22 protein-coding genes and 2 pseudogenes are annotated in these 25,555 nt (G+C 55.4%); 19 read left to right on the top strand and 5 right to left on the bottom strand.

Features of this window, described 5'->3' with window-relative positions; genetic code table 11:
* The first annotated feature begins 101 nt into the window (after window positions 1-101).
* The 5 genes from ACR0AO_RS21295 to ACR0AO_RS21275 all read left to right on the top strand — a co-directional run bounded on the left by ACR0AO_RS21295 (window position 102) and on the right by ACR0AO_RS21275 (window position 5,998).
* Window positions 102-884: a 3-hydroxybutyrate dehydrogenase gene (locus ACR0AO_RS21295; RefSeq protein ID WP_480608249.1), complete on the top strand. Its 783-nt coding sequence runs from the start codon at window positions 102-104 to the stop codon at window positions 882-884.
* Window positions 885-899: 15 nt separating this feature from the next.
* On the top strand, window positions 900-2,828 hold the full coding sequence (locus ACR0AO_RS21290) for an acyl CoA:acetate/3-ketoacid CoA transferase (RefSeq protein ID WP_480608247.1): 1,929 nt from the start codon (window positions 900-902) through the stop codon (window positions 2,826-2,828).
* 13 nt (window positions 2,829-2,841) lie between these two features.
* Window positions 2,842-3,699 (top strand): hydroxymethylglutaryl-CoA lyase, encoded by an 858-nt coding sequence (locus tag ACR0AO_RS21285; RefSeq protein WP_480608245.1) that lies wholly within the window; start codon window positions 2,842-2,844, stop codon window positions 3,697-3,699.
* The gene (locus ACR0AO_RS21280) at window positions 3,696-4,484 is read left to right on the top strand and encodes a crotonase/enoyl-CoA hydratase family protein (RefSeq protein ID WP_480608242.1); all 789 of its coding nucleotides are present in this window, start codon (window positions 3,696-3,698) and stop codon (window positions 4,482-4,484) included. The genes ACR0AO_RS21285 and ACR0AO_RS21280 overlap by 4 nt, the downstream gene beginning before the upstream one ends.
* 171 nt (window positions 4,485-4,655) lie before the next feature.
* A protein-coding gene (locus ACR0AO_RS21275; protein ID WP_480608239.1) for an IS3 family transposase occupies window positions 4,656-5,998 on the top strand; the annotation gives its coding sequence in 2 pieces (ribosomal slippage) (window positions 4,656-4,983 and window positions 4,983-5,998; 1,344 coding nt in all).
* Between the two features lie 72 nt (window positions 5,999-6,070).
* Here ACR0AO_RS21275 and ACR0AO_RS21270 read toward each other — a convergent pair.
* Window positions 6,071-6,306, bottom strand: a pseudogene (locus ACR0AO_RS21270) (DDE-type integrase/transposase/recombinase); the annotation flags it as partial.
* A gap of 299 nt (window positions 6,307-6,605) precedes the next feature.
* Between ACR0AO_RS21270 and ACR0AO_RS21265 the strand changes: the two are divergent.
* A pseudogene (locus ACR0AO_RS21265) lies at window positions 6,606-6,734 on the top strand (IS6 family transposase); the annotation flags it as partial.
* Between the two features lie 331 nt (window positions 6,735-7,065).
* Entirely contained in the window at window positions 7,066-8,121 is a 1,056-nt protein-coding gene (locus ACR0AO_RS21260) for a tyrosine-type recombinase/integrase (RefSeq protein ID WP_480608237.1), read from the top strand.
* Window positions 8,122-8,177: 56 nt separating this feature from the next.
* Here ACR0AO_RS21260 and ACR0AO_RS21255 read toward each other — a convergent pair whose 3' ends face one another.
* Window positions 8,178-8,522, bottom strand: coding sequence for a type II toxin-antitoxin system RelE/ParE family toxin (locus ACR0AO_RS21255; protein ID WP_480608234.1), 345 nt, complete (start codon window positions 8,520-8,522; stop codon window positions 8,178-8,180).
* Complete coding sequence (locus ACR0AO_RS21250; protein WP_480608231.1) at window positions 8,519-8,776, bottom strand: type II toxin-antitoxin system ParD family antitoxin; 258 nt, start codon at window positions 8,774-8,776, stop codon at window positions 8,519-8,521. Before ACR0AO_RS21250 ends, ACR0AO_RS21255 begins: the two co-directional genes overlap by 4 nt.
* Window positions 8,777-9,614: 838 nt before the next feature.
* Here ACR0AO_RS21250 and repA point away from each other — a divergent pair.
* The 4 genes from repA (at window position 9,615) to ACR0AO_RS21230 (ending at window position 14,264) form a co-directional block, all read left to right on the top strand.
* Window positions 9,615-10,799: a plasmid partitioning protein RepA gene (gene repA / locus ACR0AO_RS21245; protein WP_170765366.1), complete on the top strand. Its 1,185-nt coding sequence runs from the start codon at window positions 9,615-9,617 to the stop codon at window positions 10,797-10,799.
* Window positions 10,799-11,767 carry a plasmid partitioning protein RepB gene (gene repB, locus ACR0AO_RS21240; RefSeq protein WP_480608228.1) on the top strand — a complete coding sequence of 323 codons (969 nt, stop codon included), beginning with the start codon at window positions 10,799-10,801 and terminating at the stop codon, window positions 11,765-11,767. Before repA ends, repB begins: the two co-directional genes overlap by 1 nt.
* Before the next feature lie 177 nt (window positions 11,768-11,944).
* On the top strand, window positions 11,945-13,000 hold the full coding sequence (locus ACR0AO_RS21235) for a helix-turn-helix domain-containing protein (RefSeq protein ID WP_480608225.1): 1,056 nt from the start codon (window positions 11,945-11,947) through the stop codon (window positions 12,998-13,000).
* Between the two features lie 154 nt (window positions 13,001-13,154).
* Window positions 13,155-14,264, top strand: coding sequence for a DUF4172 domain-containing protein (locus tag ACR0AO_RS21230; RefSeq protein ID WP_480608222.1), 1,110 nt, complete (start codon window positions 13,155-13,157; stop codon window positions 14,262-14,264).
* Window positions 14,265-14,486: 222 nt separating this feature from the next.
* On the opposite strand, the gene ACR0AO_RS21225 is transcribed toward ACR0AO_RS21230, so the two are convergent.
* Entirely contained in the window at window positions 14,487-15,479 is a 993-nt protein-coding gene (locus ACR0AO_RS21225; protein ID WP_480608221.1) for a hypothetical protein, read from the bottom strand.
* A gap of 136 nt (window positions 15,480-15,615) precedes the next feature.
* Entirely contained in the window at window positions 15,616-16,314 is a 699-nt protein-coding gene (locus ACR0AO_RS21220) for a Crp/Fnr family transcriptional regulator (protein WP_480608218.1), read from the bottom strand.
* Between the two features lie 217 nt (window positions 16,315-16,531).
* On the opposite strand from ACR0AO_RS21220, the gene ACR0AO_RS21215 reads away from it, so the two are divergent.
* The 8 genes from ACR0AO_RS21215 (at window position 16,532) to ypfJ (ending at window position 25,323) form a co-directional block, all read left to right on the top strand.
* Window positions 16,532-18,364 carry a DUF3604 domain-containing protein gene (locus ACR0AO_RS21215; RefSeq protein WP_480608216.1) on the top strand — a complete coding sequence of 611 codons (1,833 nt, stop codon included), beginning with the start codon at window positions 16,532-16,534 and terminating at the stop codon, window positions 18,362-18,364.
* A gap of 11 nt (window positions 18,365-18,375) precedes the next feature.
* Window positions 18,376-20,259 carry a DUF3604 domain-containing protein gene (locus ACR0AO_RS21210; RefSeq protein ID WP_480608214.1) on the top strand — a complete coding sequence of 628 codons (1,884 nt, stop codon included), beginning with the start codon at window positions 18,376-18,378 and terminating at the stop codon, window positions 20,257-20,259.
* An 80-nt stretch (window positions 20,260-20,339) separates the two neighbouring features.
* On the top strand, window positions 20,340-21,341 hold the full coding sequence (locus ACR0AO_RS21205) for a SphA family protein (RefSeq protein WP_480608211.1): 1,002 nt from the start codon (window positions 20,340-20,342) through the stop codon (window positions 21,339-21,341).
* 17 nt (window positions 21,342-21,358) lie between these two features.
* Window positions 21,359-22,132: a hypothetical protein gene (locus ACR0AO_RS21200; protein WP_480608208.1), complete on the top strand. Its 774-nt coding sequence runs from the start codon at window positions 21,359-21,361 to the stop codon at window positions 22,130-22,132.
* Window positions 22,133-22,154: 22 nt separating this feature from the next.
* Window positions 22,155-23,069: a peptidyl-prolyl cis-trans isomerase gene (locus ACR0AO_RS21195; protein WP_480608205.1), complete on the top strand. Its 915-nt coding sequence runs from the start codon at window positions 22,155-22,157 to the stop codon at window positions 23,067-23,069.
* Window positions 23,066-24,076, top strand: coding sequence for a HupE/UreJ family protein (locus ACR0AO_RS21190; RefSeq protein ID WP_480608204.1), 1,011 nt, complete (start codon window positions 23,066-23,068; stop codon window positions 24,074-24,076). Before ACR0AO_RS21195 ends, ACR0AO_RS21190 begins: the two co-directional genes overlap by 4 nt.
* 25 nt (window positions 24,077-24,101) lie before the next feature.
* Window positions 24,102-24,290: a hypothetical protein gene (locus tag ACR0AO_RS21185; RefSeq protein ID WP_480608201.1), complete on the top strand. Its 189-nt coding sequence runs from the start codon at window positions 24,102-24,104 to the stop codon at window positions 24,288-24,290.
* A 187-nt stretch (window positions 24,291-24,477) separates the two neighbouring features.
* Window positions 24,478-25,323 (top strand): KPN_02809 family neutral zinc metallopeptidase, encoded by an 846-nt coding sequence (gene ypfJ / locus ACR0AO_RS21180; RefSeq protein WP_480608198.1) that lies wholly within the window; start codon window positions 24,478-24,480, stop codon window positions 25,321-25,323.
* The last annotated feature ends 232 nt before the right edge of the window (window positions 25,324-25,555 follow it).

Raw genomic sequence — 25,555 nt, 5'->3', positions numbered from 1 at the left:
CGTCGCTGAATTGAGGCCGGGAAGAGGGAGACACTAAGTGCACAATTCGCACGGAAAGTACTCTCAAAGCAAAGCAAAAGAATGAAAATGAGGACACAGTCATGCTTACAGGGAAAACAGCGCTAGTAACCGGTTCAACCAGTGGAATAGGATTGGCAATCGCGCGCAGCCTTGCCGAAGCAGGCGCGAACGTCATGCTAAATGGAATCGAGCGAGAGTCTCTGGGCAAACCTATCGCTCAGGATCTCCAGGACAAATTTGGCGTACGCGTCCGGTTTGATGGCACCGACATGCGCGATCCTTCACAGATCGAGCGGATGATCTGCGAGACTGAGGAAGCATTCGGATCGGTAGACATCGTGGTCAACAATGCCGGCATTCAGAACGTTGCCCCGGTCGAAGATTTTCCTGTCGACAAATGGGATGCGATCATCGCCATAAACATGTCCTCGGCGTTCCATACAACGCGTGCGGCGCTACCAGGCATGAAGAGACGTGGTTGGGGTCGGATTATCAATCTGGCGTCCGCTCATGGGCTGGTCGCCTCTCCGTTCAAATCCGCATACGTCACTGCCAAACACGGCGTAGTGGGCCTAACCAAGACAGTCGCGTTGGAAGTAGCTCAGACGGGGATCACCTGTAACGCGATCTGCCCTGGCTACGTTCGAACACCGCTTGTCGAAAAGCAGATCCCAGATACGGCGGCGGCGCGCGGCATTACAGAAGAAGAAGTCGTTCGCGATGTCTTGCTCGCCGCCCAACCGACCAAGCGATTTGTGGACACCTCGGAACTTGGCGCGCTTGCCGTGTTCCTATGCTCCGATGCAGCCGCCTCAATTACCGGAACGGCCTTGCCTGTCGATGGCGGTTGGACGGCGCAGTGATCGGCGAGTGTCCAAATGGTCGATAAAGTCATATCTGCGCAGGCTGCGGCGGAGTTGATCAACACCGGTGATGTGATTACCACATCAGGTTTTGTGGGCATTGGCGTTCCCGACGAGCTCTTGTCGGCGTTGGAAGCTCGGTACCTCGAAACGCGAGCGCCCGGCAACCTGACCCTATTCTTTGCAGCGGGACAGGGCGATGGGCAAGAGCGCGGTCTCAACCGGCTCGGTCATGAAGGTTTGCTTGGCAGAGTCATCGGCGGTCATTGGGGCCTGATCCCCAAAGTCGCCCAGCTTGCACTTGATGACCGCATTGAAGCCTACAACCTGCCACAAGGTGTGATTAGCCAAATGTTCCGCGACATAGCTGCGGGCAGACCAGGTACTGTGTCTCACGTTGGGCTTGAGACCTTCGTCGATCCAGCCTTGGAGGGGGGTAAGGTCAATGCCCGCACCAGGGAAGATATCGTCGAAGCCGTTACTTTGGGTGGCCGCAAGCTCTTGTTCTATCATGGCGTGCCTCTCAATGTCGCCTTGCTGCGCGGCACCACGTCCGACTCGCTTGGCAACATCTCGATGGAGCGGGAAGCGCTCACGATCGATATCCTGGCGCAAGCCATGGCCGTGAAAAACTCCGGCGGTGTGGTGATCGTTCAGGTTGAACGCCTGACGGCAGACAACTCACTCAATCCCCGGTCGGTTGTGCTTCCCGCTGCTTTGGTCGATGCCGTTGTCCTGGCCGAGCCCGACAACCATGTCCAGACATACGCAACTGCTTATTCGCCTCACTTTGCGGGTGTACTGCGGTCGCCGGAAGTCCGGACGGGCCCCGCCGCTCTTGATGCGAGGAAGATCATTGCACGCCGCGCAGCCTTCGAACTTCCCGTCAATGGAATCGTGAACCTCGGTATCGGAATGCCGGAAGGCGTTGCGGCGGTCGCGCGAGAAGAAGGAATCCTGAGCCACGTCACACTGACGGCTGAACCTGGCGTCATCGGCGGCGAACCCGCTTCAGGTCTCGACTTCGGGGCTGCAGTGAACACTGACGCCATCATTCCACAGAACAATCAGTTCGACTTCTACGATGGTGGCGGCCTTGACCTTGCGGTTCTTGGCATGGCGGAAGCCGACGTCAAGGGAAACGTGAATGTCTCACGCTTTGGGTCACGGTTGGCTGGCGCCGGGGGCTTCATCAACATCTCCCAGAACGCCCATAAGGTCGTCTTCACTGGAACCTTCACCGCCGGCGGTTTGCAAATCGGTCTCGAAGGCGGCCGCGTCAACATTGTCCGCGAAGGACGTGCCCGCAAGTTTATGGAAGCCGTTGAACAAGTCACGTTCTCAGGGTCGCGCGCGTCTTCGCAGCACAGGTCCGTGCTCTACGTCACAGAGCGCTGTGTCCTCGAGCTGACCGGCAAAGGGTTGGAACTGATCGAAATCGCACCGGGGATCGACCTGGATCGCGACGTACTCGCCCAGATGGCATTCAAACCACTGATACGAGACCTGAAAGAGATGGACCCTCGGTTGTTCGAGAAGGGACCGATGGATCTGCGCACCGACTTGTTGCACCTCGACCTTCCTTCTCGCATCGTTCTCGATCATGGATCGCGCCGCTTGTTCATTAACCTCAGCAAGATGCGGATCAAGTGGCCCGCCGACGTTGAGGCCATCCAGGAGCGAGTGATCGAGCTGTGCGACCCACTGGGCCAGCCAGTGGACGCGATCGTTAATTATGATGACACAATGATCGACGAGGAGATCGCGGACGCATTCGCCACCATGGTCCGTTCTCTCGAAGGGCGTTTCTATCGAACCGTCACGCGCTATGCGAGCTCTGCGTTCATGCGGGTCAAGCTGGGCGAGCGGCTCTTTCCGGGTTCCCAACCCCATATCTTTGAAACAGCCGAGGATGCCGAGCGCTTCCTCAGCCACGAAACATAGCGGAGCCTGCCCTATGCAAGAACACGTCATACTCTTCGAAATGGGTCCGCGTGATGGGCTTCAGAACGAGCCATCCCCCATCCAAACCAACGACAAGATCAAACTTGTCGACCTGTTATCCGGTTGTGGGTTCAAGAAAATCGAAGTGACGAGCTTTGTCAGCCCAAAGTGGGTCCCGCAAATGGCGGATGCAGCGGACGTGCTTGCAGGCATTGATCGCGCAGAGGGTGTCTCTTACACCGGCTTGACGCCCAACGAACGCGGAATGGAGAGCGCGCTTCGTGCGCGGGTGGATGAAATCGCTATTTTTGCGTCGGCATCAGAAGGCTTCAGCCGAAAGAACATCAACTGTTCAATTGCGGAGAGCCTGGAACGCTTTAAGCCCGTCGTGGCACTCGCCCACGAGAATGACATCCCCGTCCGGGGATACGTCTCTTGCGTGACCGACTGCCCCTATGACGGTCCAACGTCGCCTGAGAACACAGCGAGTGTCGCGCGGTCACTCCTCGATATGGGCTGCTATGAGATCAGCCTTGGCGACACGATCGGGAAGGCCACCCCCGAAACGACGTCGTCGATGCTCGACCATGTCCTGGAGACTGTGCCAGTCAATCATGTCGCAGGGCACTTCCATGACACGAATGGACGTGCGCTCGACAATATTGAGCTTTGCCTTGCCCGCGGAATACGCGTGTTCGACGCCGCAGTTGGCGGCCTGGGTGGATGCCCCTATGCGCCAGGCGCGAAGGGCAACGTGGCAACCGAAGAGGTCGCCGATTTGATGGCCCGGCTCGGCTTCGAAACCGGCCTCGACATGGAAAGGCTGCAAGCCGCCGCGCAATTTGCGAAGAGCCTGAGGAGACCGTCATGACCACCTACGAAACGCTCTCACTTGATATCGACGACCGTGGCGTCGCCTACGTATCGCTAAACCGTCCACAAAAACGAAATGCGCTGTCCGCGCAGATGATATCTGAACTGACTCACTTAGCCGAAACTGTAGGCGCAGATGCCTCGACGCGCGCGATGGTTCTGTCGGGAACAGGCGACGTGTTTTGTGCTGGTGGCGATCTTGGTTGGATGATGGAACAGATCTCCGCGGATCGCCCAACTCGGATGCGTGAAGCCAGAAAACTTGCGGAGATGCTGAAGGCATTGAACGAAATGCCAACCCCATTGATCGGAAAGATCCATGGTGGAGCCTTCGGCGGAGGCGTTGGGATGGCATGCGTTTGCGACGTCGCGATAGGGCAAGAGGGAACCAAGTTCGGTCTAACAGAAACACGTCTTGGTCTGATACCCGCCACCATTGGGCCGTATGTCGTCGCACGCATGGGAGAAGGGATGGCGCGCCGCGTCTTCATGTCCGGGCGAGTGTTCGATGTGGACGAGGCAGTTGTTCTTGGAATTGTGTCTGCAGCCACACCTAAAGATGGAATGGACGATGCAGTCGAACTACAAGTGCGCCCCTACCTCTCGGTGGCCCCCGGTGCCGTTGGAGCGGCAAAGGCATTAGCGCGCAAACTCGGACCTAGAATAGATGACGACGTCATCGATGACACAATCGAGCGTCTCGCCGATACATGGGAATGCCAGGAAGCGGAGGAAGGCATAGCGGCCTTTCTTGGCAAGCGAAAGGCAGAATGGAGCAAATGATATGCTTGCTTCCGACGAACAGAACACACAGGTGTTCATGAAATTATGGACAACTCAATTTTCATGAATCAACGCATTGTCTAAGTGTCTGACGTCAGCGCCTATGGGTCCAAATAGCGTTATTTGATAAGAGAGTGTTCTTGGCTCATCGTAACGACTGAGGAGTGGACGATGAGAAAGACAAGTAAGAGCCCTGGCGAGAAGATCGTCAAAGACATCAAGCGGGCAACACGCAAACAGTATTCAGCCGAAGAGAAGATCCGGATCGTGCTGGATGGCCTTCGCGGCGAAGACAGCATTGCTGAGCTGTGCCGCCGCGAGGGTATCTCGCAGGGTATCTACTACAAGTGGTCGAAGGACTTCATGGAAGCTGGCAAGCGCCGACTAGCTGGCGATACGGCCCGCGCTGCCACAACCGATGAGGTCAAAGATTTGCGCCGCGAGGCACGTGATCTGAAAGAGGTCGTGGCGGAGCAAACGCTGGAATTGCGCCTTCTCAAAAAAAGCATGATCGACGATGGGGGCGACCAAGAATGAGGTATGCCGCATCTGAGAAGCTGGAGATCATCAGGCTGGTTGAGGGCTCGCATCTTTCGGCCCGCCAAACGCTGGCCAAACTTGGCATCCCGCGCACCACATTCTACCGTTGGTATGGTCGTTATCAGCAGCGTGGCGAAGCTGGGCTGCAAGACCAATCCCCCAAGCCAAAGCATGTCTGGAACCGCATCCCTGACGAGGTGCGGCGCAAAGTTGTGAAGCTGGCGCTGAAGGAGACCGAACTGTCACCACGAGAACTGGCGGTGACGTTCACAGACAAAGAAAGCTACTTTGTCTCAGAGGCTTCAACGTATCGGATTCTGAAGGCGCACGACCTGATCACCAGTCCCGCCTTCATCGTTCTCAAGGCGGCAAACGAGTTCAAAGACAAGACAACGGCCATCAACCAACTTTGGCAGACCGACTTCACCTATCTCAAGGTTCTTGGCTGGGGATGGTTCTATCTCAGCACGATCTTGGACGATTACAGCCGCTACATCATCTCCTGGAAACTCTGCACGACCATGAGGGCAGAGGATGTGACCGACACGCTGGAAATGGCGTTGCAGGCGTCCGGCTGTGATCAGGTTCATGTTGTCCACAAGCCGCGGCTTCTCAGCGACAATGGCTCCAGTTACGTCTCCGCTGATCTGGCTGAATGGTTGCAGGGCAAAGGTATGGAGCATTCTCGCGGTGCACCGTATCACCCTCAGACGCAGGGCAAGATTGAGCGATGGCACCAAACCCTCAAGAACCGCATTCTGCTGGAAAACTACTTCCTGCCCGGCGACCTCGAAGCTCAGATCGAAGCCTTCGTCGACCACTACAACCACCAGCGCTACCACGAGAGCCTAAACAACGTCACACCCGCCGACGTCTACTTCGGACGCGACAAAGCCATTCTACAACAGCGAGAAAGGATCAAACGAAAGACATTCGAAACGCGCCGCTTGCTTCACAGCCAACGCGCCGCATAATCAAACCAAACAGATGAGCCAAACTCTCTTAGTTCAGGCCGCCACTGGTTCCAAAAACTCTGATGACGGACAGTCGATGACTATCTTTCGTGGAAGGCCATTGCTTTCAAGCATTCGAGCGATGAATTTCGTAGCGGCAGGTTTGTTCCGACGCCCTGAAAGCATGAAATCCAATGTCTTGCCGTGTTTATCGACCGCTCGGTAGAGATAGACCCACGCACCTTCCACCTTGATGTAAGCTCGTCCATCCGCCAGGAGCGGTCACACGGTCCCTTGCGCCTGCGCGCGACGTCGGTTGTCACTGTGCCCTTAATTGCTGGACGCAGATACATCCTCGCGCATTTGCCCAGGTTTTGCCCTTTTTTTCTCGGATATCCACAGGTCACCAACCGGCGACCTCACATACATTCGGTGAAGGATCCAAAGGGGCCGCTGTACCTGTTCACGTCTGTCTAACACACGACTTATCCCCAGAATGCACAGTCTTGGAATTAAGGGCACAGTCCGGCAATTAAGGACACAGTCCAGAAATTAAGGGCACAAATTGGAACTGATTATGCTCAACTTTTTGAAGCGAGCGTCCAGCAATTAAGGACACAGTGACAGTGGGTTTAAGTCATTCGAATCCGCTTCCGCCACATTGGACGGCATCGAGGTCACCAACATGATCCGGAAGCGGCAATTCTCGAGTGGTACGACTTCCGGCTTTCGAATGTTTGCTGAGATCGCAGGATAGCTGCGTCTAGCATATCGCTGGCTTTAATCCTTCAAAAAGTTTGCGACACAACCGTCTGCCGTCAGGGCCCACCGGACAGATTTAGGGGTTTGAGCAACGGATGATAGCTGGTTCATCGTGATCTCTCATCTGTTAGGTGTTGGAGATGGAAACCAAACGCTTGCACGCCCGTCGAACAGGGTTGCGTTGCAAGCCCCTACCCGCTTTACGCGCAAAATTTATCCTTTTTGATCTTTACACGGATTACATCACCAAATCACTATCACTAGCGATAAGTACCGCTTATCATGTCTGATTGATTTTGGCGAAAATCGAGCATAGAATGGGCCACATGACAGCCCCTACCCCCTATCTGCCCGCGCCCTCCCCGGCCCTGTCGCAAGCGGATCAGGACGCGCTGACAGACCTTTATGTCCGCGGCACACCGGCCAATACACTGCGCGCCTATGAGCGCGACCTGCTCTACATCACCGCCTGGGCCAATGTGGCCTTCAAGAAGCCGCTTGAATGGCCAGAAACTCATGCCACCGCCCTCGCCTTCATCCTCGATCACGCCCGGGATCTGAATGACGCGGCGCCGGACGACCGCGCCCGCTGGACAGCAGAAGCGCTGATTGCGCAAGGGTTGCGCAAATCGCTGGCCTGCCCGGCGCCCTCGACGCTGGACCGGCGCATCGCCTCCTGGCTGGCCTTTCACCGGATGAAGAATCTCCCCTCGCCTTTTGACGCCCCGCAGGTGAAACAGGCCCGGGCCAAGGCCCGCCGGGCGGCAGCCCGCCCCCCTGCCCCGAAGTCACAGCACCCAATCACCCGCGATGTTCTCGAACAGCTGCTGGCCACCTGTCGGGGGTCCCGGCGGGATTGCCGCGACCGCGCCATCTTGATGCTGGGTTGGGCTTCTGGTGGTAGACGGCGCTCGGAGATCACCGGGTTTATGTTTGAAGACGTCTCGCTGAAGGAGTTCGACGAGAAAAGCCTGGTTTGGATTTCACTGCTGGAGACCAAGACGACAACCAAAGGTGAAACGCCGCGGCTGGTGCTGAAAGGCCGCGCCGCCCAGGCGTTGGTCCATTGGATCGAGGTGGGACAGATTAAGAACGGGCCACTGTTCAGACCAGTCTCAAAAGCGGATCGTGTGCTGAAACGTCGGCTTTCGCCGGACGCTATCTATCAGATCGTCAAACATCGCCTCCAGTTGGCAGGGTTGCCTGAGGACTTCGCCTCGCCGCACGGTCTGCGCTCTGGGTTCCTAACCCAGGCCGCACTGGACGGCGCCCCAATCCAGGCCGCCATGCGCCTGTCCCTGCACCGCTCCATGGCGCAGGCGCAGAAATACTATGACGATGTCGATATCGCTGAAAACCCGGCAGCGGATTTGTTGGGGTGAGCATTTACTGAGTGATCAAAGAAATCCCAGCCTGACAGATACGCTGGCTTTCGCACCTATGTCTTGCCCCCTGCCGCATCCGTTAACGTGGCCAGTGCCGAAACATGTCGCGGCAGATCACAACGGGAATGCAGGATATCGACTATGATCACACTTTCCGGCTGGTCCAGGTAGACGAGGAAATGCTCCCCTGCACGCACATATCTGAGATCTACCGACTCCTCGACCAATAGAGAACAGCTGCGGCTGGCCACCCTACCCTCTGCGATGGCCTGGCAGCGCGCTATCAGTTCTTGTTCATAAAGATCGGCTTGATGCGGTCCAAACTTGTCGATGGTCCATCGGGCAATTTCCACCAGGCTGGCTTCGGCGCGGCGTGTCAGTCGAAAGGGTCTGGTCACGCTTTGGTTCGTGCCCTTGCAAAGGCACGACGGATCGCATCCGAACCGCTGCCCTCTGCCAGATCTCCAGCCTGAGCCTGGGCCACACCCTCCTGCAGGCCTTGTTTGAGAGATACCAGCCCCGCTTCTTCCCGCTCCAGAAGACGAAGGCCCGCACGCAACGCCTCACTAGCGTTCTGATAGCGACCGGATGCAACCAGGTTCTGCACCAATTGATCCTGCGATTCTGTAAGTACGACATTGCGGGTTACCATGGCTTAAGCCTCCTCTTTGGCAATATATGCCAACGAGACTGTCGTTTCAACGATTGAGGAGCCCATTATCGCAAATTCGAGCAAGCTGGTTTTATCGACGCCAAAGGGACATGAACACACGGATCGTGTCTGTGCTCCCATATGAATCCAACGACAGCAGAGACTTGCGCCAAAAGCCGCGCCGCGCAAGCACAGTTGCACTGGATCGAGGGCGGTTCCCTGTTCCGTCGTAACTTAAAGGCACACAGTACTCTAAACCCCGTCTCTCCCTGTATGCCATTTCTTGGGCAATCGGCCAGCGGCTGACCCTAGCCGGAGTGTCCGCGGGATTTGCCTCTCCGCACGGGCTGCGCTCGGGGTATCTGACCTTGGCCGCCATGCCCTTCTCACAGCATCGTCCTCCCGTACTGGCGCAGAAGTACTGTTGCGACGTCGATATCGCGGAAAACTCAGTAACGAATTTGTTGGCGAGAGAATTTGACCAATCAGCTCAACTAGCTCCCTGCCCTTCCCAATTGCGCGATTTGCGCCACATGCCGTTCGGCCTTCACTCCAATTCCAAACTAGAGGTTTTCTACTCAAAGCGGAGCTTAGGGAGGAGTTTTACAGGAATGCCTTCGCATGCCTACGTTAGAACTTCATCGACTGAAAGAACCCATGATCCCGCTCAACCGAGTTTACAACTGTAAACCACCCTGCTCTGATGCTAAGCGTATGTAGTCCTCCGCGTTGGAAAACCTACAATATAGGCGAAAATCCTTGACTTAGCGCAATGAATCACGGCTGTTTGTCTCAAGTGGCGCAAAAATGACCACATTCTTTAATTTGAGGCAACTACATGATTCCCGTGACACCACTTGCGGCAGAAAGACCATCGGCACTCGCCACGGAAATATCTGAGAGATTAAACTCGGCTATCCGGGAACATCTACTTGCTGCATTTGCCCCCGACAACACCAAATCACTGCGAAACTTTGCAGCGCCAGAAGCTGCTGAACTCTTAGGAGTCTCAGGTCAATTCATGCGCAAAGTCCACGCAGAGGGAACGATTCCTGAACCGAATGACGTACGCAGCGGTCGGCGTTACTATACTGCCCAAGAACTCTGGGAGGCTCGCGAAACGCTTGAGAAAACCTCACGCAAAAAAGGGCGCTATGTCCCTCGCCGGACTGAAGGAGAAAAGCTCCAAGTCTGGCAGTTGATGAACTTCAAAGGCGGCAGCAGCAAGAGCACCACAACAATTCATTTGGCTCACTATTTTGCGCTTCGCGGTTACCGTGTATTGGCCGTTGACCTGGATCCTCAAGGCTCTCTTACATCCATGTGCGGCATAAGCCCAGAAATAGAGTTTGACGGGCTGACGATTTACGATGCTATTCGATATGAAGATCCGGTAGATATGGCGGACGTCGTGCTTCCGACATACTTCCCCGGTCTCTCTGTGGCTCCGTCACGGCTTGTTCTCTCCGAATTTGAGACAGAATCTGCAGTTCACTCCAATCCGGACCATCCGTTCTTTACGAGAATACGAAATGCCCTGGCCCAGGTAGAAGGCGATTTTGACCTTGTTCTGATTGATAGCCCACCTCAACTCGGATTCTTGACTATAGCAGGGATGGCCGCCGCCAGTTCATTGCTTGTGCCACTGACACCTTCAATGCTGGACGTGTCTTCGACGGCTCAATTTCTCGAACTCGCTGGGGCTTACATGGCAGTCATTGAAGATGCCGGCGCCACACTCGAATACGACAACTTCAAATTCCTAATAACGCGTGACGAGCCGACAGACGTTCCGTCTCAACAACTGGCTTCTTTCATGCGAGCACTGTTTCAGGATCGCGTTATGTCGGCTACGGCGCTCAAAAGCACTGCAATCAGTGACGCCACAATGCTCAAACAATCAATTTACGAGGTCGTGCGGTCAGAAATGACGCGCGCAACTTATGATCGGGCAAAGAACTCAATGGATGCGATCGGCTCTGAGGTAGAGCAAATGATCCATCAAGCATGGGGACGCAGCTAATGGCTAGAAAATCGCTACAGGAGATGTCGGGGATCGCAAACACCATCGCGCGCTCTAGCCCCAAGGCCATCGATAAAGCCCCAAAACCCAATGCCCCTGCTCTTGGTGCGCTTCAGGGCTCTCTTGCCGCAATCAGGGAAATTGACCCTGCTCTGATCGACGATTGGGGGCCAGCCGATAGGCTTGGTGAGTTTACAGCTGTAAACACTGACGAAGAAGACGATAGTTTTGAAAGCTTGCTGTCGAGCATACAAGACGGTGGCCAACAAGTTCCCATTCTTGTCAGAAAATCGAAATCCGACGGTCGATACGAGGCAATTTATGGGAGGAGGAGACTCAGGGCCTGTCGTGAACTCGGTATTAAAGTCCGCGCTAATGTTCAGGATATCGACGATGCTTCAGCGCTTCTCGCCAAGGGGCTTGAGAATGCTGCGAGGCGCAATCTTTCCTTCTACGAGAAAGCACGTTTCGCGGAGGCGATCCTGACTTCAGGGCATGACACTGCAACGGTGCGGCAAGTATTGAACCTTTCGAAATCAGGGCTGTCCCACCTGACAAAAGTTACCCAACATGTTCCTGCAACGATTGGTGACATGATAGGCGCAGCCCCAAAATCTGGCCGCCCAAAATGGACCGTGCTTGCAGAACACTTCATTGCAGGCAAGCTAGCGGAAGAAGAAGCGGCAAACCTGCTAGAAACCATTGAGCCATCAATGTCGTCAGATGATCGGCTAGAAATGCTCCTTAAAGCAGCTGCCAAACGTGGTGCACGACAAAGAGAAGGTGCAGCCGAAGTCAGCCCAATCGTAGGCGTTACAATCAAATCCTCCAACGGATCACTAACTGTTTCGGTCAAAAGGACCGGAGCTAACGCTGGCTTCGCTAGCTGGTTGGACAAAAACATGGCTGAAATCATCAAGCGCTCACACGCTGAGTTTACAGCTGTAAACGCTGAGAAAAAGAACTGAGGACGAGCAGAAAGGAGGAAGGCAAACAAACAAAACCCCCGAAACCGGAGCTTCGAGGGCTGCTGCGCAAAGCGCAATTCTTAGATTAGACACCTAGAATCTAGCAGCACCCGAATCGCCACACAAGAAAAAACGCTCTTGAGCGAACGGGTAAATTTTGTCTGCCAATAGATAATCATGAAAACACTAACAGCATTGGCTCCAAGTGGAGCAACCTTGTCGGGAACGGCAGGGCAGGGGAGTAGTACGCCCAAAAAATGGCTTCTTCTTCGCGCCGTTGAAGAAGCCAGAGAACCTCTTGGGTTAAAATCCACAACTCTCAATGTCCTGAGAGCGATGGTTTCTTTTGTGGGCGGTGATCAGATTGCTGCGGACCAAGATGATCATCACATCTGCTTCGCTTCCAACGCGGCAATCGCCAAACGAACTCATGTCAGCGTGCAGACAGTTGAGCGTCATATCTCGGCGCTGGTTGGGCTTGGGCTTACCCGTCGCGTCATGAGCGCAAACGGCAAGCGATGGGCGCGCCGGGATCGACAGGGCAGGGTGGTCACCGCAACTGGGCTCTCCTTGATGCCTTTGTCTGAACGGCACGCTGAGTTCATCCAGGAAGCCCAGACGCATGCCGATCGAGTTCTGGAGTTCACTGTACTCCGCGACAAGGTTTCCGCCGCTATGGCGCGCCTTAGGGAACTCGTAGCAAATGACACCGCGATCTCTGATTTGATGACCACCGTACGCAATGCTCTGCGTCGCAAACCAGATGCGAATGTACTCAGCGAGCTGCTGGCTGAAATCTCTGTGGAAATCTCAGAGATAACACAGACAGATACAGAAAATTTGAGGGCCAGTGACAGTGAAATTGAGGGGCACAAAGAGGACTCTTTGAATCCGGAAGTTAAGAAAGAAAAACTTTCTCAGATTCAGGTTTCTAAAGACCAAATGGAGCGCAGTTTTCCACGGCTATGCTCAGAACTACGCTTTGCTAAAGATCAGCCCCACTGTGATCGGCTTATGGATGATATCGCCGAGTACCTACGGCTTGGCCAAACTTGGTATACAATGAAATCAACGTTTGGCCCGGCTATTCGCTTCATTGTTCTCGGATACATCTTTCAACGTGCTGAGAACATACAATCTCCAGGGGCTTACCTGATTTCATTGTTGGCTAAGATCGAAAAGGGGGAGCTGTCTCCAAAGGCAATGCTCTCGCGAACCTCCAATGCTACGTAAATTTGGAGAAATAGGATGAGATTTACCGTTTTCAGATAACGCATCCAATCGATGATCCGATTGAAGAGTTTGGAAAAGGTGAGCAATAGGATTGACCCCTATAAATCACGCATCCATAAATAGTGAGCTATAGAAAGGAAACTTATACCTCACGATGTGGAACTGGCAGTACCCTGATTGGCCGACCTTTCGTTACGATGCCGCAAGACTCGAACCATACGAGCAACAGTTCCTGTTGTCCTCAGGGGAAGTTCTTGGAGCGGTTCATCATGTGAACACGTCGGATCGAGATCAATTACGTATCGACCTTCTAAGCGAAGAAGCGATGAAAACCAGCGCGATCGAAGGTGAGATGCTGGATCGGCTCAGCGTACAATCTTCCTTGCGTCGGCATCTTGGGCTGGCTCCCGACAGCTACCCATCCAAACCGCGCGAGCAGGGTGTTTCAGAGATGATGGTGGATGTTTACTCCAACTATTCGGCACCACTGTCACACGACACCTTGTTCCGGTGGCATGACATGCTTCTGTCTCATGACAGACAACTGGAAACGATTGGGGCCTACCGGAGGCATGAGGATGCGATGCAAATCGTCTCAGGCAGGCTAGACCGTCCAACGGTTCATTTTGAAGCGCCACCTTCACGACAGGTTCCGGCTGAAATGGAACAGTTCGTAACCTGGTTCAACCGGACCGCACTGGATGGTCCCGAACCGTTGCGTGCGCTGATCCGGGCCGGATTGAGCCATCTGTATTTCGAAAGCATTCACCCCTTTGAAGACGGCAATGGCCGGTTGGGCAGGGCGCTGGCTGAAAAGTCCCTGGCGCAAAATATTGGTCAGCCAAGCCTGATTGCACTTGCTTTCACGATCGAGCGAGAGCGGAAGGCATATTATGATCAGCTTGAACGCCATCAAAAAACGCTGGACGTCACACCATGGCTTATCTGGTTTGCAGAGACTGTTCTTACAGCGCAGCAGGTGACTCTTGAGCGGGTTGGGTTCTTCATATCCAAGACGCACTTCTATGACCGGCATCGCGATCAGTTCAACGCCCGGCAAAGCAAAGTAATCGCACGTTTGTTCAAAGCTGGACCGGGTGGGTTCAAAGGGGGATTGAGCGCGGAAAACTATATCTCGATCACCGGAACGTCACGCGCCACGGCGACGCGGGATCTCCAGGACCTGGTAGAGAAGGGCGCTTTGATCCGAACGGGTGAACTCCGGTACACACGCTATTGGTTAAAGCTGGATCGGGACGGGTAGGGAGCTGAAGTACGACACGAAGGGCGGAAAGCTGACACTCGCCGCGCTTGCCAAATGGATCTTCGATTCCCAGAAACCGGACGTTCGGATCAACCAACCATGAGAGAATTTTTGACTGGCGGTTGGCACGAGTGCAGTTTTAACACGCAAAAAAGATCAGCTGCTTTAGTATGTGAGACCAATCAATGAAGCAGTTTCGGCGCAGATCGATACCGTCAGTTGTCACTCAATTGGGACGAGTTTGGTTTGGAGGACGAACCGCGTTACCGGATCAACGTTTTCGTTTTCGAGCAAGTCTGCAAACTGGCTGTCCAGACGTGTTTCATCCCAATTGCGCATGGCAACCGCAATCTCCAAAGCCGACGAGTGATCCTGTTCCAATGCGCGGGAAAAAATCCTGATGATCTGATCTCTGAGTACAGGCGACGCCGAACCTGAGTCAGCCAGGGCGCGAAGGAGGGATCGCTTATGGTCCGGTTTGAGGTTTGCCGACCCTAACGCGGCGTCGACAACCGTGATTGCGTCTGGTCCATCGACAGATATCCCAGCCAGAGCCCAATCATACGCATATCCCGAGCGTTGAAGAACCGACCTGGGATATCGTGATCGGACAGTTTGCGTGGCCTTGTCATCGTCGGTCTGAAGGCCCAGCAATCGGATCGCAACCGGAACGAAGCTAATACGAGAGAGGCTGTCGAACTCGCGCAACAACTCGCCTGTAGCAATCGTGTTACGCAACATCTGGATGCTTGTGTAAGGTGCTCGGTCGATTTCGATCAGGGCGGTATCTCTTAGCACCCGATCTTCGTGCGCAAGGTATCGGGCAAAAAACGCAACGCGCGCATCGGATGCCGTTGCGCGATCCTGCCACAGCGCTGCTTCGGCCCAAAGCGCATCCAGGAATTTTTCACGCTCGGTGGTCAGCGTGAAAATCCTTGTCCACATGCGTGACAAGCTGCGTCCGGCGCCATCCTTGGCAACCGTGCCGTAGGTCAGCAGAACTGTCATCTCGGGGTCAGCACGAAAGGCAGCGCGGGTTGTGCTGTCGATCAGGAAGGGAATTTCAGGAACTCTCTCCAGATCGTCCGATGTGCCCTTAATGATTTGACGCGGGACAAATATGAATGGGTTGTCTTGCGCTGGTCCTGCCATGACGACGATGTCGGCCGTGATCAAGTGATCCGCAAGTGAGGCCTCGGGCAGCGTGATGCACACTTGGCATGCCAAAGCCGAACGCGGGCCGAATAGTCCAAAACAGAAGATCAAAATAAGTATGAAAACCCGAGAAAAGGCCGGGGGCAGCTTTTCCCAAGATTGGCTGCACTTATGACATGAGCCACCACGCATCGCTCTATTCCTCTACCACGCGCCGCAGTCCGTCCAAGTCGATCAAGACGGTACGCCCATATTCCAAGCGTATCAGGCCTTCGCCCGCCATTTCCCCCAAATAGACAGAGATCTTGGACAGGGCGATATTCGACAGGTCCGCAAGTTCCTGCTGGCTGGCTACAACGATGTCGGTAGGCTCGGCGCCCTGCAAAGCGCCACGCCATCCGCCCAAACGCAAAAGCGCCGCCGCGATGCGTTTGCGGGTGTTTCGTTGCGCAAGGTCATTGGCTGCAGACATTGCCAGCAGTTGGTTCATCGAGGTGAGGCGGGCAAATGCCTCCCATAGGTCAGGGCGTGCGTTGGCCAGTGGCCGAAACCGGGAATAGGCGATCCTGACCAATCTGACATCGCCTGCGGCCTTCATCTCCACCAAACCGTCAACGCCAAGCAACAACTCTGATTCACCAAACCAGGCACCGGGGTGGTGGATGTGACCCAGAACCGGCTCCATCTCGGTCAGGGCGAGGCGAACCTGAACCTTTCCCGAGACGGTGCCATAGAGAAAGTTTTGCGGCCCACCAATAGCGTAAACTGTTTCCTTATCCTTGTACGTGACGAATTCGGAAATCTGCTCGAGTTTTTCTAAGCTTTCCTGAGATACGCCTCTTAGCCATGCTGAAGAAAAGATAGGGAAAAATGTATCTTTAGATTCCTTCTTCATCGCAATTACCCCATTTGGGAAAGTATTTGGCAAACCGTTCTGTTAGCTTTGCCCAATAACGTTTACGTTACAATAGCATAATTACCTGATAATAAACAATATTATGGGGGCATTGGAGATGTATTCCGCTCAGGTTTCTCGTGAGTTTCTGTTCTCGACTTCTGCGATAAGCTGCGCTGCTATAACTTGCATTGCAGGCATATTAGCACATTCTGCAATGGCCCAGGATGCGCCGAACGTTGCGCCCGACCGGGCAGAGTATTCACCGTACCCGGACAAGAGTTTTCCCAATCAGGTCTTTTTCGGGGATACGCATCTGCACACATCCTATTCGTGGGATGCCGGATTGGTCTTTAACAAGCTGTCCCCTGCAGATGCCTATAAATTTGCCAAAGGCGAAACGGTGGTTGCGTCCACAGGCATACCTGCAAAACTGCAGAGGCCGCTGGATTGGTTGGTGGTCTCCGATCACTCTGACGGTCTGGGCATCGCACCACTGCTGACGCGCGCTGATCCGACATTGTTGGAAGATCCTTTGGGCGCAGAACTTTACGAACTTGTCAGCCAGAAAACGATCGAAAGCACGCAGGCTGCTTATAATCTGTGGTTGGGACGCGCCTACGAAGGCACGAACCATCTGGCGTCGGATCAAAATGTGCCCAAGATTCCGTGGGAAGAGATCATCGATGCCGCCGAAGAGGCCAATGTGCCCGGTAGCTTTACCGCCTTTATTGGATATGAATGGAGCTCGGCCCCGGACGGAAACAACCTGCACCGTGTCGTCGTTTATCGGGATGGCAAGGAAGAGGCCAACACCCGTATTCCGCTGTCCAATGAGCTTAGCAATGATCCCGAGGCGCTGTGGGACTGGATGGAGGACTACCAGTCCGAAACCGGAGGCCAGCTTCTGGCCATCCCACATAATGGGAATCTGTCCAACGGGCTGATGTTTGATGACAAACGGTTCTCGGGGGAACTTCTGTCTGCGGAATATGCTGAGCGGCGGCAACGTCTGGAGCCTCTGTACGAAGTAACCCAGATGAAAGGGGATGGTGAAACCCACCCGGCCTTGTCCCCCGATGACGCCTTCGCGGATTTTGAAACATGGGACAAAGGCAGTTTCGGCACCGAGGTCAAAACACCGGAAATGCTGCCGCGTGAATATGCGCGATCTGCTTATCGTCTGGGGCTTCAACACGAAGCTGCGCTTGGCACGAACCCGTTCAAGTTCGGGATGATCGGGTCAACGGACGCACATACATCCCTGTCCACCTCTCGCGAAGAAAACTTCTTTGGCAAGATCACTGCTCTTGAACCTTCGGCCCATGAAATGCGCTTCAACGAGGCGATTACCGGTCGCCTTGGTGACGAAGCTAATCAGATCAAGGCATGGGAGACCTCAGCCTCGGGCCTGGCCGCCGTCTGGGCGCGTGAAAACACCCGCGAGGCTATTTTTGACGCCATGATGCGGCGCGAGGTTTTTGCTACGACCGGTACGCGCCTGCGGGTTCGAGTCTTTGCTGGGTATGACTTTGAAGAATCCGACCTGCCGCGTTCGGACTTCGACGCCCATGGTTATGCTAACGGCGTGCCGATGGGTGCGGATCTGGTCGCTTCGGGCGATGGCCGCGCACCGCGTTTCATGGTGCGGGCGCTGCGCGATCCGGATGGGGCAAATCTGGATCGCATCCAGATCGTCAAGGGCTGGATGAACGCGGATGGAACCACCACCGAACGGGTTGTCGACATTGCCTGCGGTGGGCGCGACCTGATTGACGGCGCTTGTGATGGCCCTGTGGGCGACACGGTGGATCAGGAAACCGCCACCTGGACCAACGATATCGGGCAGGCGATTCTGGCCGGTTTCTGGGAAGACCCCGATTTCGACCCGTCGCAATCGGCCTTCTACTATGTCCGCGTGTTGGAAATTCCTTCGCCGCGCTGGACCACCTTTGACGCCAAGTTCTTTGGCACTGAACTGCCCGAGGGCGCGCCAATCTCAATTCAGGAACGCGCCTACACCTCGCCCATCTGGTACACGCCGTCCTGAGGAGTTTTACCATGTATTTGAAAGCACTTACTGTATCGGCCATTGCACTGTCTTCGGCAGCCTTCGCGCAGGACGCGCCGCCATGGAACCCGGGCGACCGCGAATACTCACCATATCCACAAGAGGAATTCCCAAACCAAGTCCTGTTTGGCGATACCCATTTGCACACGTCATATTCGGTTGATGCGGGCATGATTGGCAACACGTTGGGTCCCGATGAAGCCTACCGATACGCCAAAGGCGAAACAGTCACCTCATCGATGGGCGTCAAAACACAGCTCATCAGGCCTCTCGACTGGCTTGTGATTTCGGATCACGCCGAGGCGCTGGGGGTTGCCCCGATGATTGCCCGGTCTGATCCGATTATTCTGGAAGACCCACTGGGGCAGGAGTTGCATGCTCTGGTGATGCAGGGAACCGCGGATGCTGCGGGAGAAGCCTTTAACCTTTTCACCAAGACAAAGGCGGATGGAACGAACACTCTGGCGTCCGACCCAAATGTGCCAGTGGCCCCATGGGAAGAAATCATCGACGCCGCAGAAGTAGCTAACGAACCGGGAAGGTTCACGGCACTCATCGGGTTTGAATGGACGTCGGCCCCCAATGGCAACAACCTGCATCGTGTTGTTGTCTTCAAGGACGGTAAAGATGTTGCGAACAGTCGAATACCGTTGTCGTCTGACCTTGATCCGAACCCCGAAGCGCTGTGGGACTGGATGGAAGAGGTTGAGGCTGAGACCGATGGCAGTTTGCTGGCCATTCCGCACAACGGCAACCTATCCAACGGTTTGATGTTCAATGACAAGCGATATGGAACAGACGAACCGATAAACGCGGACTATGCGGCGCGACGTCAGCGTTGGGAGCCAATCTACGAGGTCACCCAGATGAAAGGGGACGGCGAAGCCCACCCGATGCTGTCGCCGGACGATCCGTTTGCCGACTTTGAAACATGGGACACGACCTCACTGGGTGGATTTGAACCTAAAGTGCCCGAGATGGTCTCCGGCGAGTATGCTCGTGAAGCATTAAAGCGTGGCCTTGCACATGGTGCGGAACTGGGCACCAACCCATGGAAATTCGGGGTGATTGGATCCACGGATGCCCATACCTCTTTGGCATCGACGCGTGAAAACAACTTTTTCGGTAAAGTTGCGCAGCTTGAGCCAACGGCGGACCCGATCCGTTTCGAGGAACCCGTCGCAGGACGGCTCGGACCACAGGACACATGGTTAAGGGCGTGGCAAACCAGTGCATCCGGCCTCGCGGCCGTCTGGGCGCGTGATAATACGCGGGAAGAGATATTTGACGCGATGATGCGCAAGGAGGTCTACGCAACCACCGGAACGCGCATTCGGGTGCGGGTCTTTGCCGGGTATGACTTTGAAGAATCTGACCTCCCTCGGTCGGACTTCGCGGCGCATGGCTACGCCAATGGCGTACCTATGGGGGGTGATCTGGGAAAGAGTGAAGGTCGTGCGCCGCGATTCCTAATTCGGGCTTTGCGAGACCCCGATGGAGCCAACCTGGATCGGGTTCAAGTCATCAAGGGCTGGCTGAACGCCGATGGAAATACTTCCGAGAAAGTTTATGACGTCTCGTGCGGTGGTCGTGAGGTGATTGAGGGCGCTTGTGATGGTCCGGTTGGAAACACGGTTGATGCGCAAGAAGCCACTTATACCAACGACATCGGCCAGGCCATTTTAGGCGGCTATTGGGAAGACCCGGAGTTCGATCCAGACCAGAGCGCGTTCTACTACATCCGGGTTCTGGAAATCCCTACCCCGCGCTGGACCACGTATGACCGCAAATTCTTTGGCGTCGAACTGCCGGAAGGTGCGCCTGAATCCATTCAGGACCGGGCCTATACATCGCCCATCTGGTACACGCCGTGACCCGCCTAACCTGATTAAACAATTCCCATCCAAAAAACAGCGCGACAAAAGCGTGAATTCGTTTGAACGAGGTGACAAAAATGAAGAAGTTTCCAAGCCGCCTGCGCCCCGCGCTGGGTTTTGTAACCCTTGCTGCCCTGACGGTCCTTCCAGTCAAACCAGCCTTCGCTGTTGAAGGGGGTATAGGAGCCTACTTCATCGGCACGCGCGACACGTTTGCCGGTTTTGTACCCGAGCCTGGCACCTATACGACACTGACATTCGATCATCTGGACGGCAGTGTAGAGGGCCTGTCTCTTGGTGGTTTGCCGATTGCGGCAGATGCCGATGTTGAGCTTAACCTGTGGCGTCTAAACCTGACGCAGGTGTTCGATGCACAAATCTTTGGTGGTACACCAGCCATCGATATCACTTTGCCCTACGTGAACGGCGATCTTTCATTCACCGCGATCCGTCCACCTTTAGAAGGGGCCAGCATCTCGGACACTGCGTCGGGTCTTGCCGACATTACTGTAACCGGCCTTGTGGGATGGCACCGTGGCAATCTACACTACAGTACCGGCCTGTCTGTTTTTATCCCGACCGGAAATTATCAGACGGCTTCAATCGACATCGCAAACCGTTCCATTAGCGCGTTGTCGGTGGGAAAGAACGTCTGGTCATTCCAACCCTATTTTGCGGCGACCTGGTTCGTTCCGGAGCGCGGTTTTGAGGCATCAGGCGCGATCAGTTTGCTGTTTAGCGAAGAAAACGACGACACCAACTACCAGACCGCGCCCGCAATCCAGTTGGAAGGCGCCGTGATTCAGCGGTTTCGGTCAGGCTGGGGCGTCGGGCTTGCGGGCTACACATATCAACAGCTCGAAGATGACAGTGGTCGAGGAGCGGATGCCCTGAAACTTGCGCTTGGGGCCAGCAGCCTGAAGGCTCAGGTGAGCGGCATCGGACCGATTGTGACCTATTCAGGGGGAACACTTCTGGGGGCAGAGGCTTCCCTGAAGCTGAAATATACACATGAATTCTCGGCGAAAAGGCGGTTGGAGAGCGATATCCTGACCGCACAGATTTCGCTGGCATTTTGACCTGCGGGACGTTGAGCATGAAGACAATCTTGCCAGCGATTGTTGTTGGTGTCCTGAGCCCGTTTGCTGTTCAGGCGCAGGAGAAATCTGAGTCATTGCAATCGGCGGCCAATGACCCGACTGCTTCAATCATGTCATTCCAGCTGCAGGGGTTCCATTCATTCAACCTGCATAACTCACCCGAAGACAGCAGTCTGATACAGTTCCGCGCCGCGCTTCCGTTCACACTGGGGCAAACCAAACACATTGCACGGCTTACGCTGCCTTATGTGACAGACAGCGCCACCGGGCAGTCGGGGCTGAGCGATACCACCCTGTTTGACCTCATGACCTTTGATCGGCGCTGGGGTCGTTTCGGGGTGGGCGCGGTGGCCTTGTTGCCGACCGGCGAGGATGGTCTGAGCGCGGAAAAATGGGCTCTGGGGCCGGCAGCAGGCTTCGCAAAACAGGAAAAATGGGGACTCTGGGGGCTTTTCAACCAGAACCTTTTCACCGTCGCCGGGGATGACGACCGGCCGGATGTCAACCTGTCCACAATCCAACCTGTCTTCAACTACAACCTCGGCAATGGCTGGTCGGCAGGGACATCAGAGATGGTGTTTGTCTACGATTGGGAAGCCAGCGAATTCAACAGCCTGCCGCTTGGGGTCAAAATATCGAAGCTGGTCCGCGGCAATGGCCTGCCATGGCAGTGGTCCTTGTCCTACGAACACAACTTTTACGATAAGGCGATCTCAGCGGCCGACACCGTCAGCTTAACGCTGAAACTGTTGGTGCCAAAGGGTGGATGATTACCATGTGCGAGAACACAAAATGAACGCGCATTGGCAAACGACAAATCTGCCAAGCCCGAGCGACCCGTCGTCGGTTGATCCAAGCCTGATACGCCGGATTTTCACCGAGCCGTTTGTCCATTTCGCGATACTCAGCATAGCGATCTTCGGCTGGTTCAAACTTGCACACCCTGACGCATGGTCCGCTGATCCGGATGCGCGGGTCGTCATTGTCGATCAGCGGCAGATCGATGTTCTGGCCGGTCAGTTTGAAGACACCTGGCGGCGCCCTCCGACAGCTGACGAGTTGGCAAAGCTCAAAGAGGATTGGCTGAACCGAGAAGTGCTGGTGCGCGAAGCGCTGGCGCTGGGGCTGGATGGCAATGATGAGATCATCCGCAACAGGCTGGTGCAGAAGATGAACTTTCTTCTGACCTCCGAGGCGGGTGCCGCCCGCCCCGAGGATGAAGTGCTGCAGACCTACCTGACGGATAATGCCGAGGCGTTCACGACCCCCGCAAGGCTTGCGGCCAGCCTTGTGTATCTGGGTCAAAACCCCAGCGATACGTTTGTCGACCAGACGCGTACGCGTTTGGCAGCAGGGGCAGATCACCGCCAGTTGGGGCAGGCGTCGCTGCTTCCTTCCGGGTTCGGCCTGAGCGTTCGCACCTCAGTTGACGGAAATTTCGGTTCGGGCTTTTTCGAGCAGGTGCAGCAAATGCCGCTGGGCGAGTGGAGCGGACCCGTTCAGTCGTCCTTCGGACTGCATCTGGTGAGGTTGGACAACCTATGGGAGGAGACTCTGCCGCCGTTAGGTGCCATCCGTCATCGCGTGCTTGCGGACTGGCAGGAAGAACAGTCCCAACAGGCAACGCAAAATTTCGTCGACAATCTGCGATCTACCTACACGGTTCAGGAACGCATCGAAACGGCGCAGTCTGCGGGTGAATCATGAGGCGTTTGCTCCCTCTTTTTGCAGTGTTGGCGGCGCTTCTGGTGCCCGCATTTGCTCGCGCCCATGCGCTGGAGCCGGGGTATCTGGAAATCTCGCAAGAGACCGACAGCGACTGGCACGTGTTCTGGCGCAAGCCGGATGTTCGCGGCGCGCCGATGGATATCGACGTAACGCTGCCAGACACTTGTACAGCGCCAACGTTTGAAGCCCCCGTTTTTGATGGTCGTGCCTGGACACAGATATGGCGCACGACCTGTACCGAAGACCTGCGTGGCAACGCGATACGGATCGATAAGCTTGATGCGCAAAGAACCGATGTCCTGCTTCGGGTGGGATATCTGGACACGGTGAATATGGCGACCTTCCGCCTGACCCCGGACGCGCCTTCGGTGACATTACCGGCGCAGCAGGGTTTGCTCCAAACTCTGTGGCAATACGGCATTCTGGGGTTCGAGCACATTCTGGAGGGCTGGGACCACTTGCTGTTCGTATTCGCGCTGCTGGTGCTGATACGAGAATTACGTCAGCTTATCTGGGCCGTGACCGCCTTTACCGTCGCGCATTCGATCACGCTGGGGCTGGCCACTTTCGGCGTGCTGAACGTCCCGGGCCCGCCGGTCGAGGCTGTCATCGCTCTGTCGATTGTATTTCTGGCGACCGAGGTTCTGCGCTCTGGCGACAAACCCAAGACACTGGCCAGCCGGTTCCCTTGGGTGATTTCCTTTGGGTTCGGCCTGCTGCACGGTCTGGGCTTTGCCGGAGCGCTGGCCGAGATCGGCCTGCCCGATCAAGACATCCCGGCAGCCTTGCTGGCGTTCAACCTTGGGGTCGAGGCCGGGCAACTCGCCTTCATCTTTGCAGTGCTGGGCGTGTTCTTGACGGTCAGGAAATTGGCGCAGGCAGTTTGGGGCTGGTCATTGGCGCAAGGCCCGTCGCGCCAGATCCTTGGATATCCTATCGGATGCGTCGCCGCGTTTTGGCTGGCCGAACGGCTGGCTGGATTTTGAACAAAAGAAGGAAGGAGAAGGGACAATGATGAAAATACTTGGAGGGGTGATGCTGGTCGTCACTGTTGCGCTTGCCGGTTGCGACGTGGTGGACCCGGACTGCACTCCGGAAAAAGCCGCGAAGCGTCAGGTCCAGCAGGCGACGATCGGCGTCAGCACCAACCGATGCACACCGGCTGAGACTGCACGTGATACCGCAGGTATCGACGGCTGAGGAATTCGGACGCTCCAAAACACTGAGCGCGATTTGAGTGGTGGCGAAGTGACACCCGATATCGTCCATTAGTTACGGTTGTCACTGCCTCAGGCTTTGGAAGCCCGGATCGGTTCCCCGTTCAAACCTCGTAGATCGGGGAACCGTCAAAAACTGTAGTAGACTACCCGGATTGTTCGGAGGCCGCATGCGCTGGAAAGGACGACGTACAAGCCGCAATATCGACGATCGACGCCATACGTCTCGCGTTACGTCCCGTGCGGGTATCGGCGGTCTTGGCCTGATCCTGGTCGTTGTCGTCGGGTTGTTCCTGGGCGTGGATGTGACCCCGTTTTTGACCGGTGGTGGTCAACTCTCGGCCCCGCAAGCGAATGAGCCGGTTCAGATTGACGACGAAACCGAAGAGTTTGTGGCCGTCATCCTGGCCGATACCGAAGAAATCTGGTCGGAGATATTCCGGAACTCCGGCATTCAATACACGCCCCCCGTCCTGGTCTTGTTTGCTGACCGGACCCATTCAGCATGTGGACGAGCCATGTCCGCAACCGGTCCATTCTATTGCCCGGTAGATCAGCGCGTCTATCTGGATACGTCCTTCTTTCAGGTCATGGAACAGCGCCTCGGTGCGCACGGCGACTTTGCCAAAGCTTATGTGATCGCACATGAAGTGGCCCATCATGTTCAGAACAGTCTTGGCGTTCTCGAACAGGTGACCCGCGCCAAAAACCAGTCCAGCCAATCCCAGGCAAATGCCCTTTCGGTGCGCGTGGAACTTCAGGCGGATTGTTATTCCGGTGTCTGGGCCCGCGCCGTTGATCAGCGGTTTGGCGTACTTGAACCCGGTGATATCGAAGAGGCATTAAACACCGCTGCCGCGATTGGGGATGACGCTTTGCAACGCGCGCAACAGGGCGTGGTGGTTCCGGACAGCTTTACTCATGGCACCAGTGAGCAACGGCAAAGCTGGTTCTATCGGGGGTATGAAACCGGGGACCCAAACAGTTGCGATACTTTTTCGACAAACCGGCTGTAAGCTAAAGAGAACAAATCGACGGCAACACAACACGAATATCCTGGTCCATCCAGCTATGCTCTAAATTCCGAAACAGATAGCAGCAGTGATCGTCTGCTTTGTCGAGCCGCACCGCAGCATCGCGAGGGTTTCCGAAGGGCGTCTGTGGGTGGCTCCTGCATTGCAAGTGTTTTCTGGTGATTTCTGCGGTCATTTTCGTCAGTACCTTCGTCTGTCCGGCCTGTTTGTGTGG

It is taken from the genome of Ruegeria sp. AF8 (genome assembly GCF_056541825.1).
The sequence above is the reverse complement of the archived record's forward strand: the minus strand, read 5'-3'. Positions and strand labels throughout refer to the sequence as shown.

Excerpts from the sequence above, each read along its gene's own strand:
- ACR0AO_RS21295 (WP_480608249.1), top strand. The coding sequence starts at position 102 with ATGCTTACAGGGAAAACAGCGCTAGTAACCGGTTCAACCAGTGGAATA.
- ACR0AO_RS21290 (WP_480608247.1), top strand. The coding sequence starts at position 900 with ATGGTCGATAAAGTCATATCTGCGCAGGCTGCGGCGGAGTTGATCAAC.
- ACR0AO_RS21285 (WP_480608245.1), top strand. The coding sequence starts at position 2,842 with ATGCAAGAACACGTCATACTCTTCGAAATGGGTCCGCGTGATGGGCTT.
- ACR0AO_RS21280 (WP_480608242.1), top strand. The coding sequence starts at position 3,696 with ATGACCACCTACGAAACGCTCTCACTTGATATCGACGACCGTGGCGTC.
- ACR0AO_RS21260 (WP_480608237.1), top strand. The coding sequence starts at position 7,066 with ATGACAGCCCCTACCCCCTATCTGCCCGCGCCCTCCCCGGCCCTGTCG.
- ACR0AO_RS21250 (WP_480608231.1), bottom strand. The coding sequence starts at position 8,776 with ATGGTAACCCGCAATGTCGTACTTACAGAATCGCAGGATCAATTGGTG.
- repA (WP_170765366.1), top strand. The coding sequence starts at position 9,615 with ATGATTCCCGTGACACCACTTGCGGCAGAAAGACCATCGGCACTCGCC.
- repB (WP_480608228.1), top strand. The coding sequence starts at position 10,799 with ATGGCTAGAAAATCGCTACAGGAGATGTCGGGGATCGCAAACACCATC.
- ACR0AO_RS21235 (WP_480608225.1), top strand. The coding sequence starts at position 11,945 with ATGAAAACACTAACAGCATTGGCTCCAAGTGGAGCAACCTTGTCGGGA.
- ACR0AO_RS21230 (WP_480608222.1), top strand. The coding sequence starts at position 13,155 with ATGTGGAACTGGCAGTACCCTGATTGGCCGACCTTTCGTTACGATGCC.
- ACR0AO_RS21220 (WP_480608218.1), bottom strand. The coding sequence starts at position 16,314 with ATGAAGAAGGAATCTAAAGATACATTTTTCCCTATCTTTTCTTCAGCA.
- ACR0AO_RS21215 (WP_480608216.1), top strand. The coding sequence starts at position 16,532 with ATGGCCCAGGATGCGCCGAACGTTGCGCCCGACCGGGCAGAGTATTCA.
- ACR0AO_RS21210 (WP_480608214.1), top strand. The coding sequence starts at position 18,376 with ATGTATTTGAAAGCACTTACTGTATCGGCCATTGCACTGTCTTCGGCA.
- ACR0AO_RS21205 (WP_480608211.1), top strand. The coding sequence starts at position 20,340 with ATGAAGAAGTTTCCAAGCCGCCTGCGCCCCGCGCTGGGTTTTGTAACC.
- ACR0AO_RS21200 (WP_480608208.1), top strand. The coding sequence starts at position 21,359 with ATGAAGACAATCTTGCCAGCGATTGTTGTTGGTGTCCTGAGCCCGTTT.
- ACR0AO_RS21195 (WP_480608205.1), top strand. The coding sequence starts at position 22,155 with ATGAACGCGCATTGGCAAACGACAAATCTGCCAAGCCCGAGCGACCCG.
- ACR0AO_RS21190 (WP_480608204.1), top strand. The coding sequence starts at position 23,066 with ATGAGGCGTTTGCTCCCTCTTTTTGCAGTGTTGGCGGCGCTTCTGGTG.
- ACR0AO_RS21185 (WP_480608201.1), top strand. The coding sequence starts at position 24,102 with ATGATGAAAATACTTGGAGGGGTGATGCTGGTCGTCACTGTTGCGCTT.
- ypfJ (WP_480608198.1), top strand. The coding sequence starts at position 24,478 with ATGCGCTGGAAAGGACGACGTACAAGCCGCAATATCGACGATCGACGC.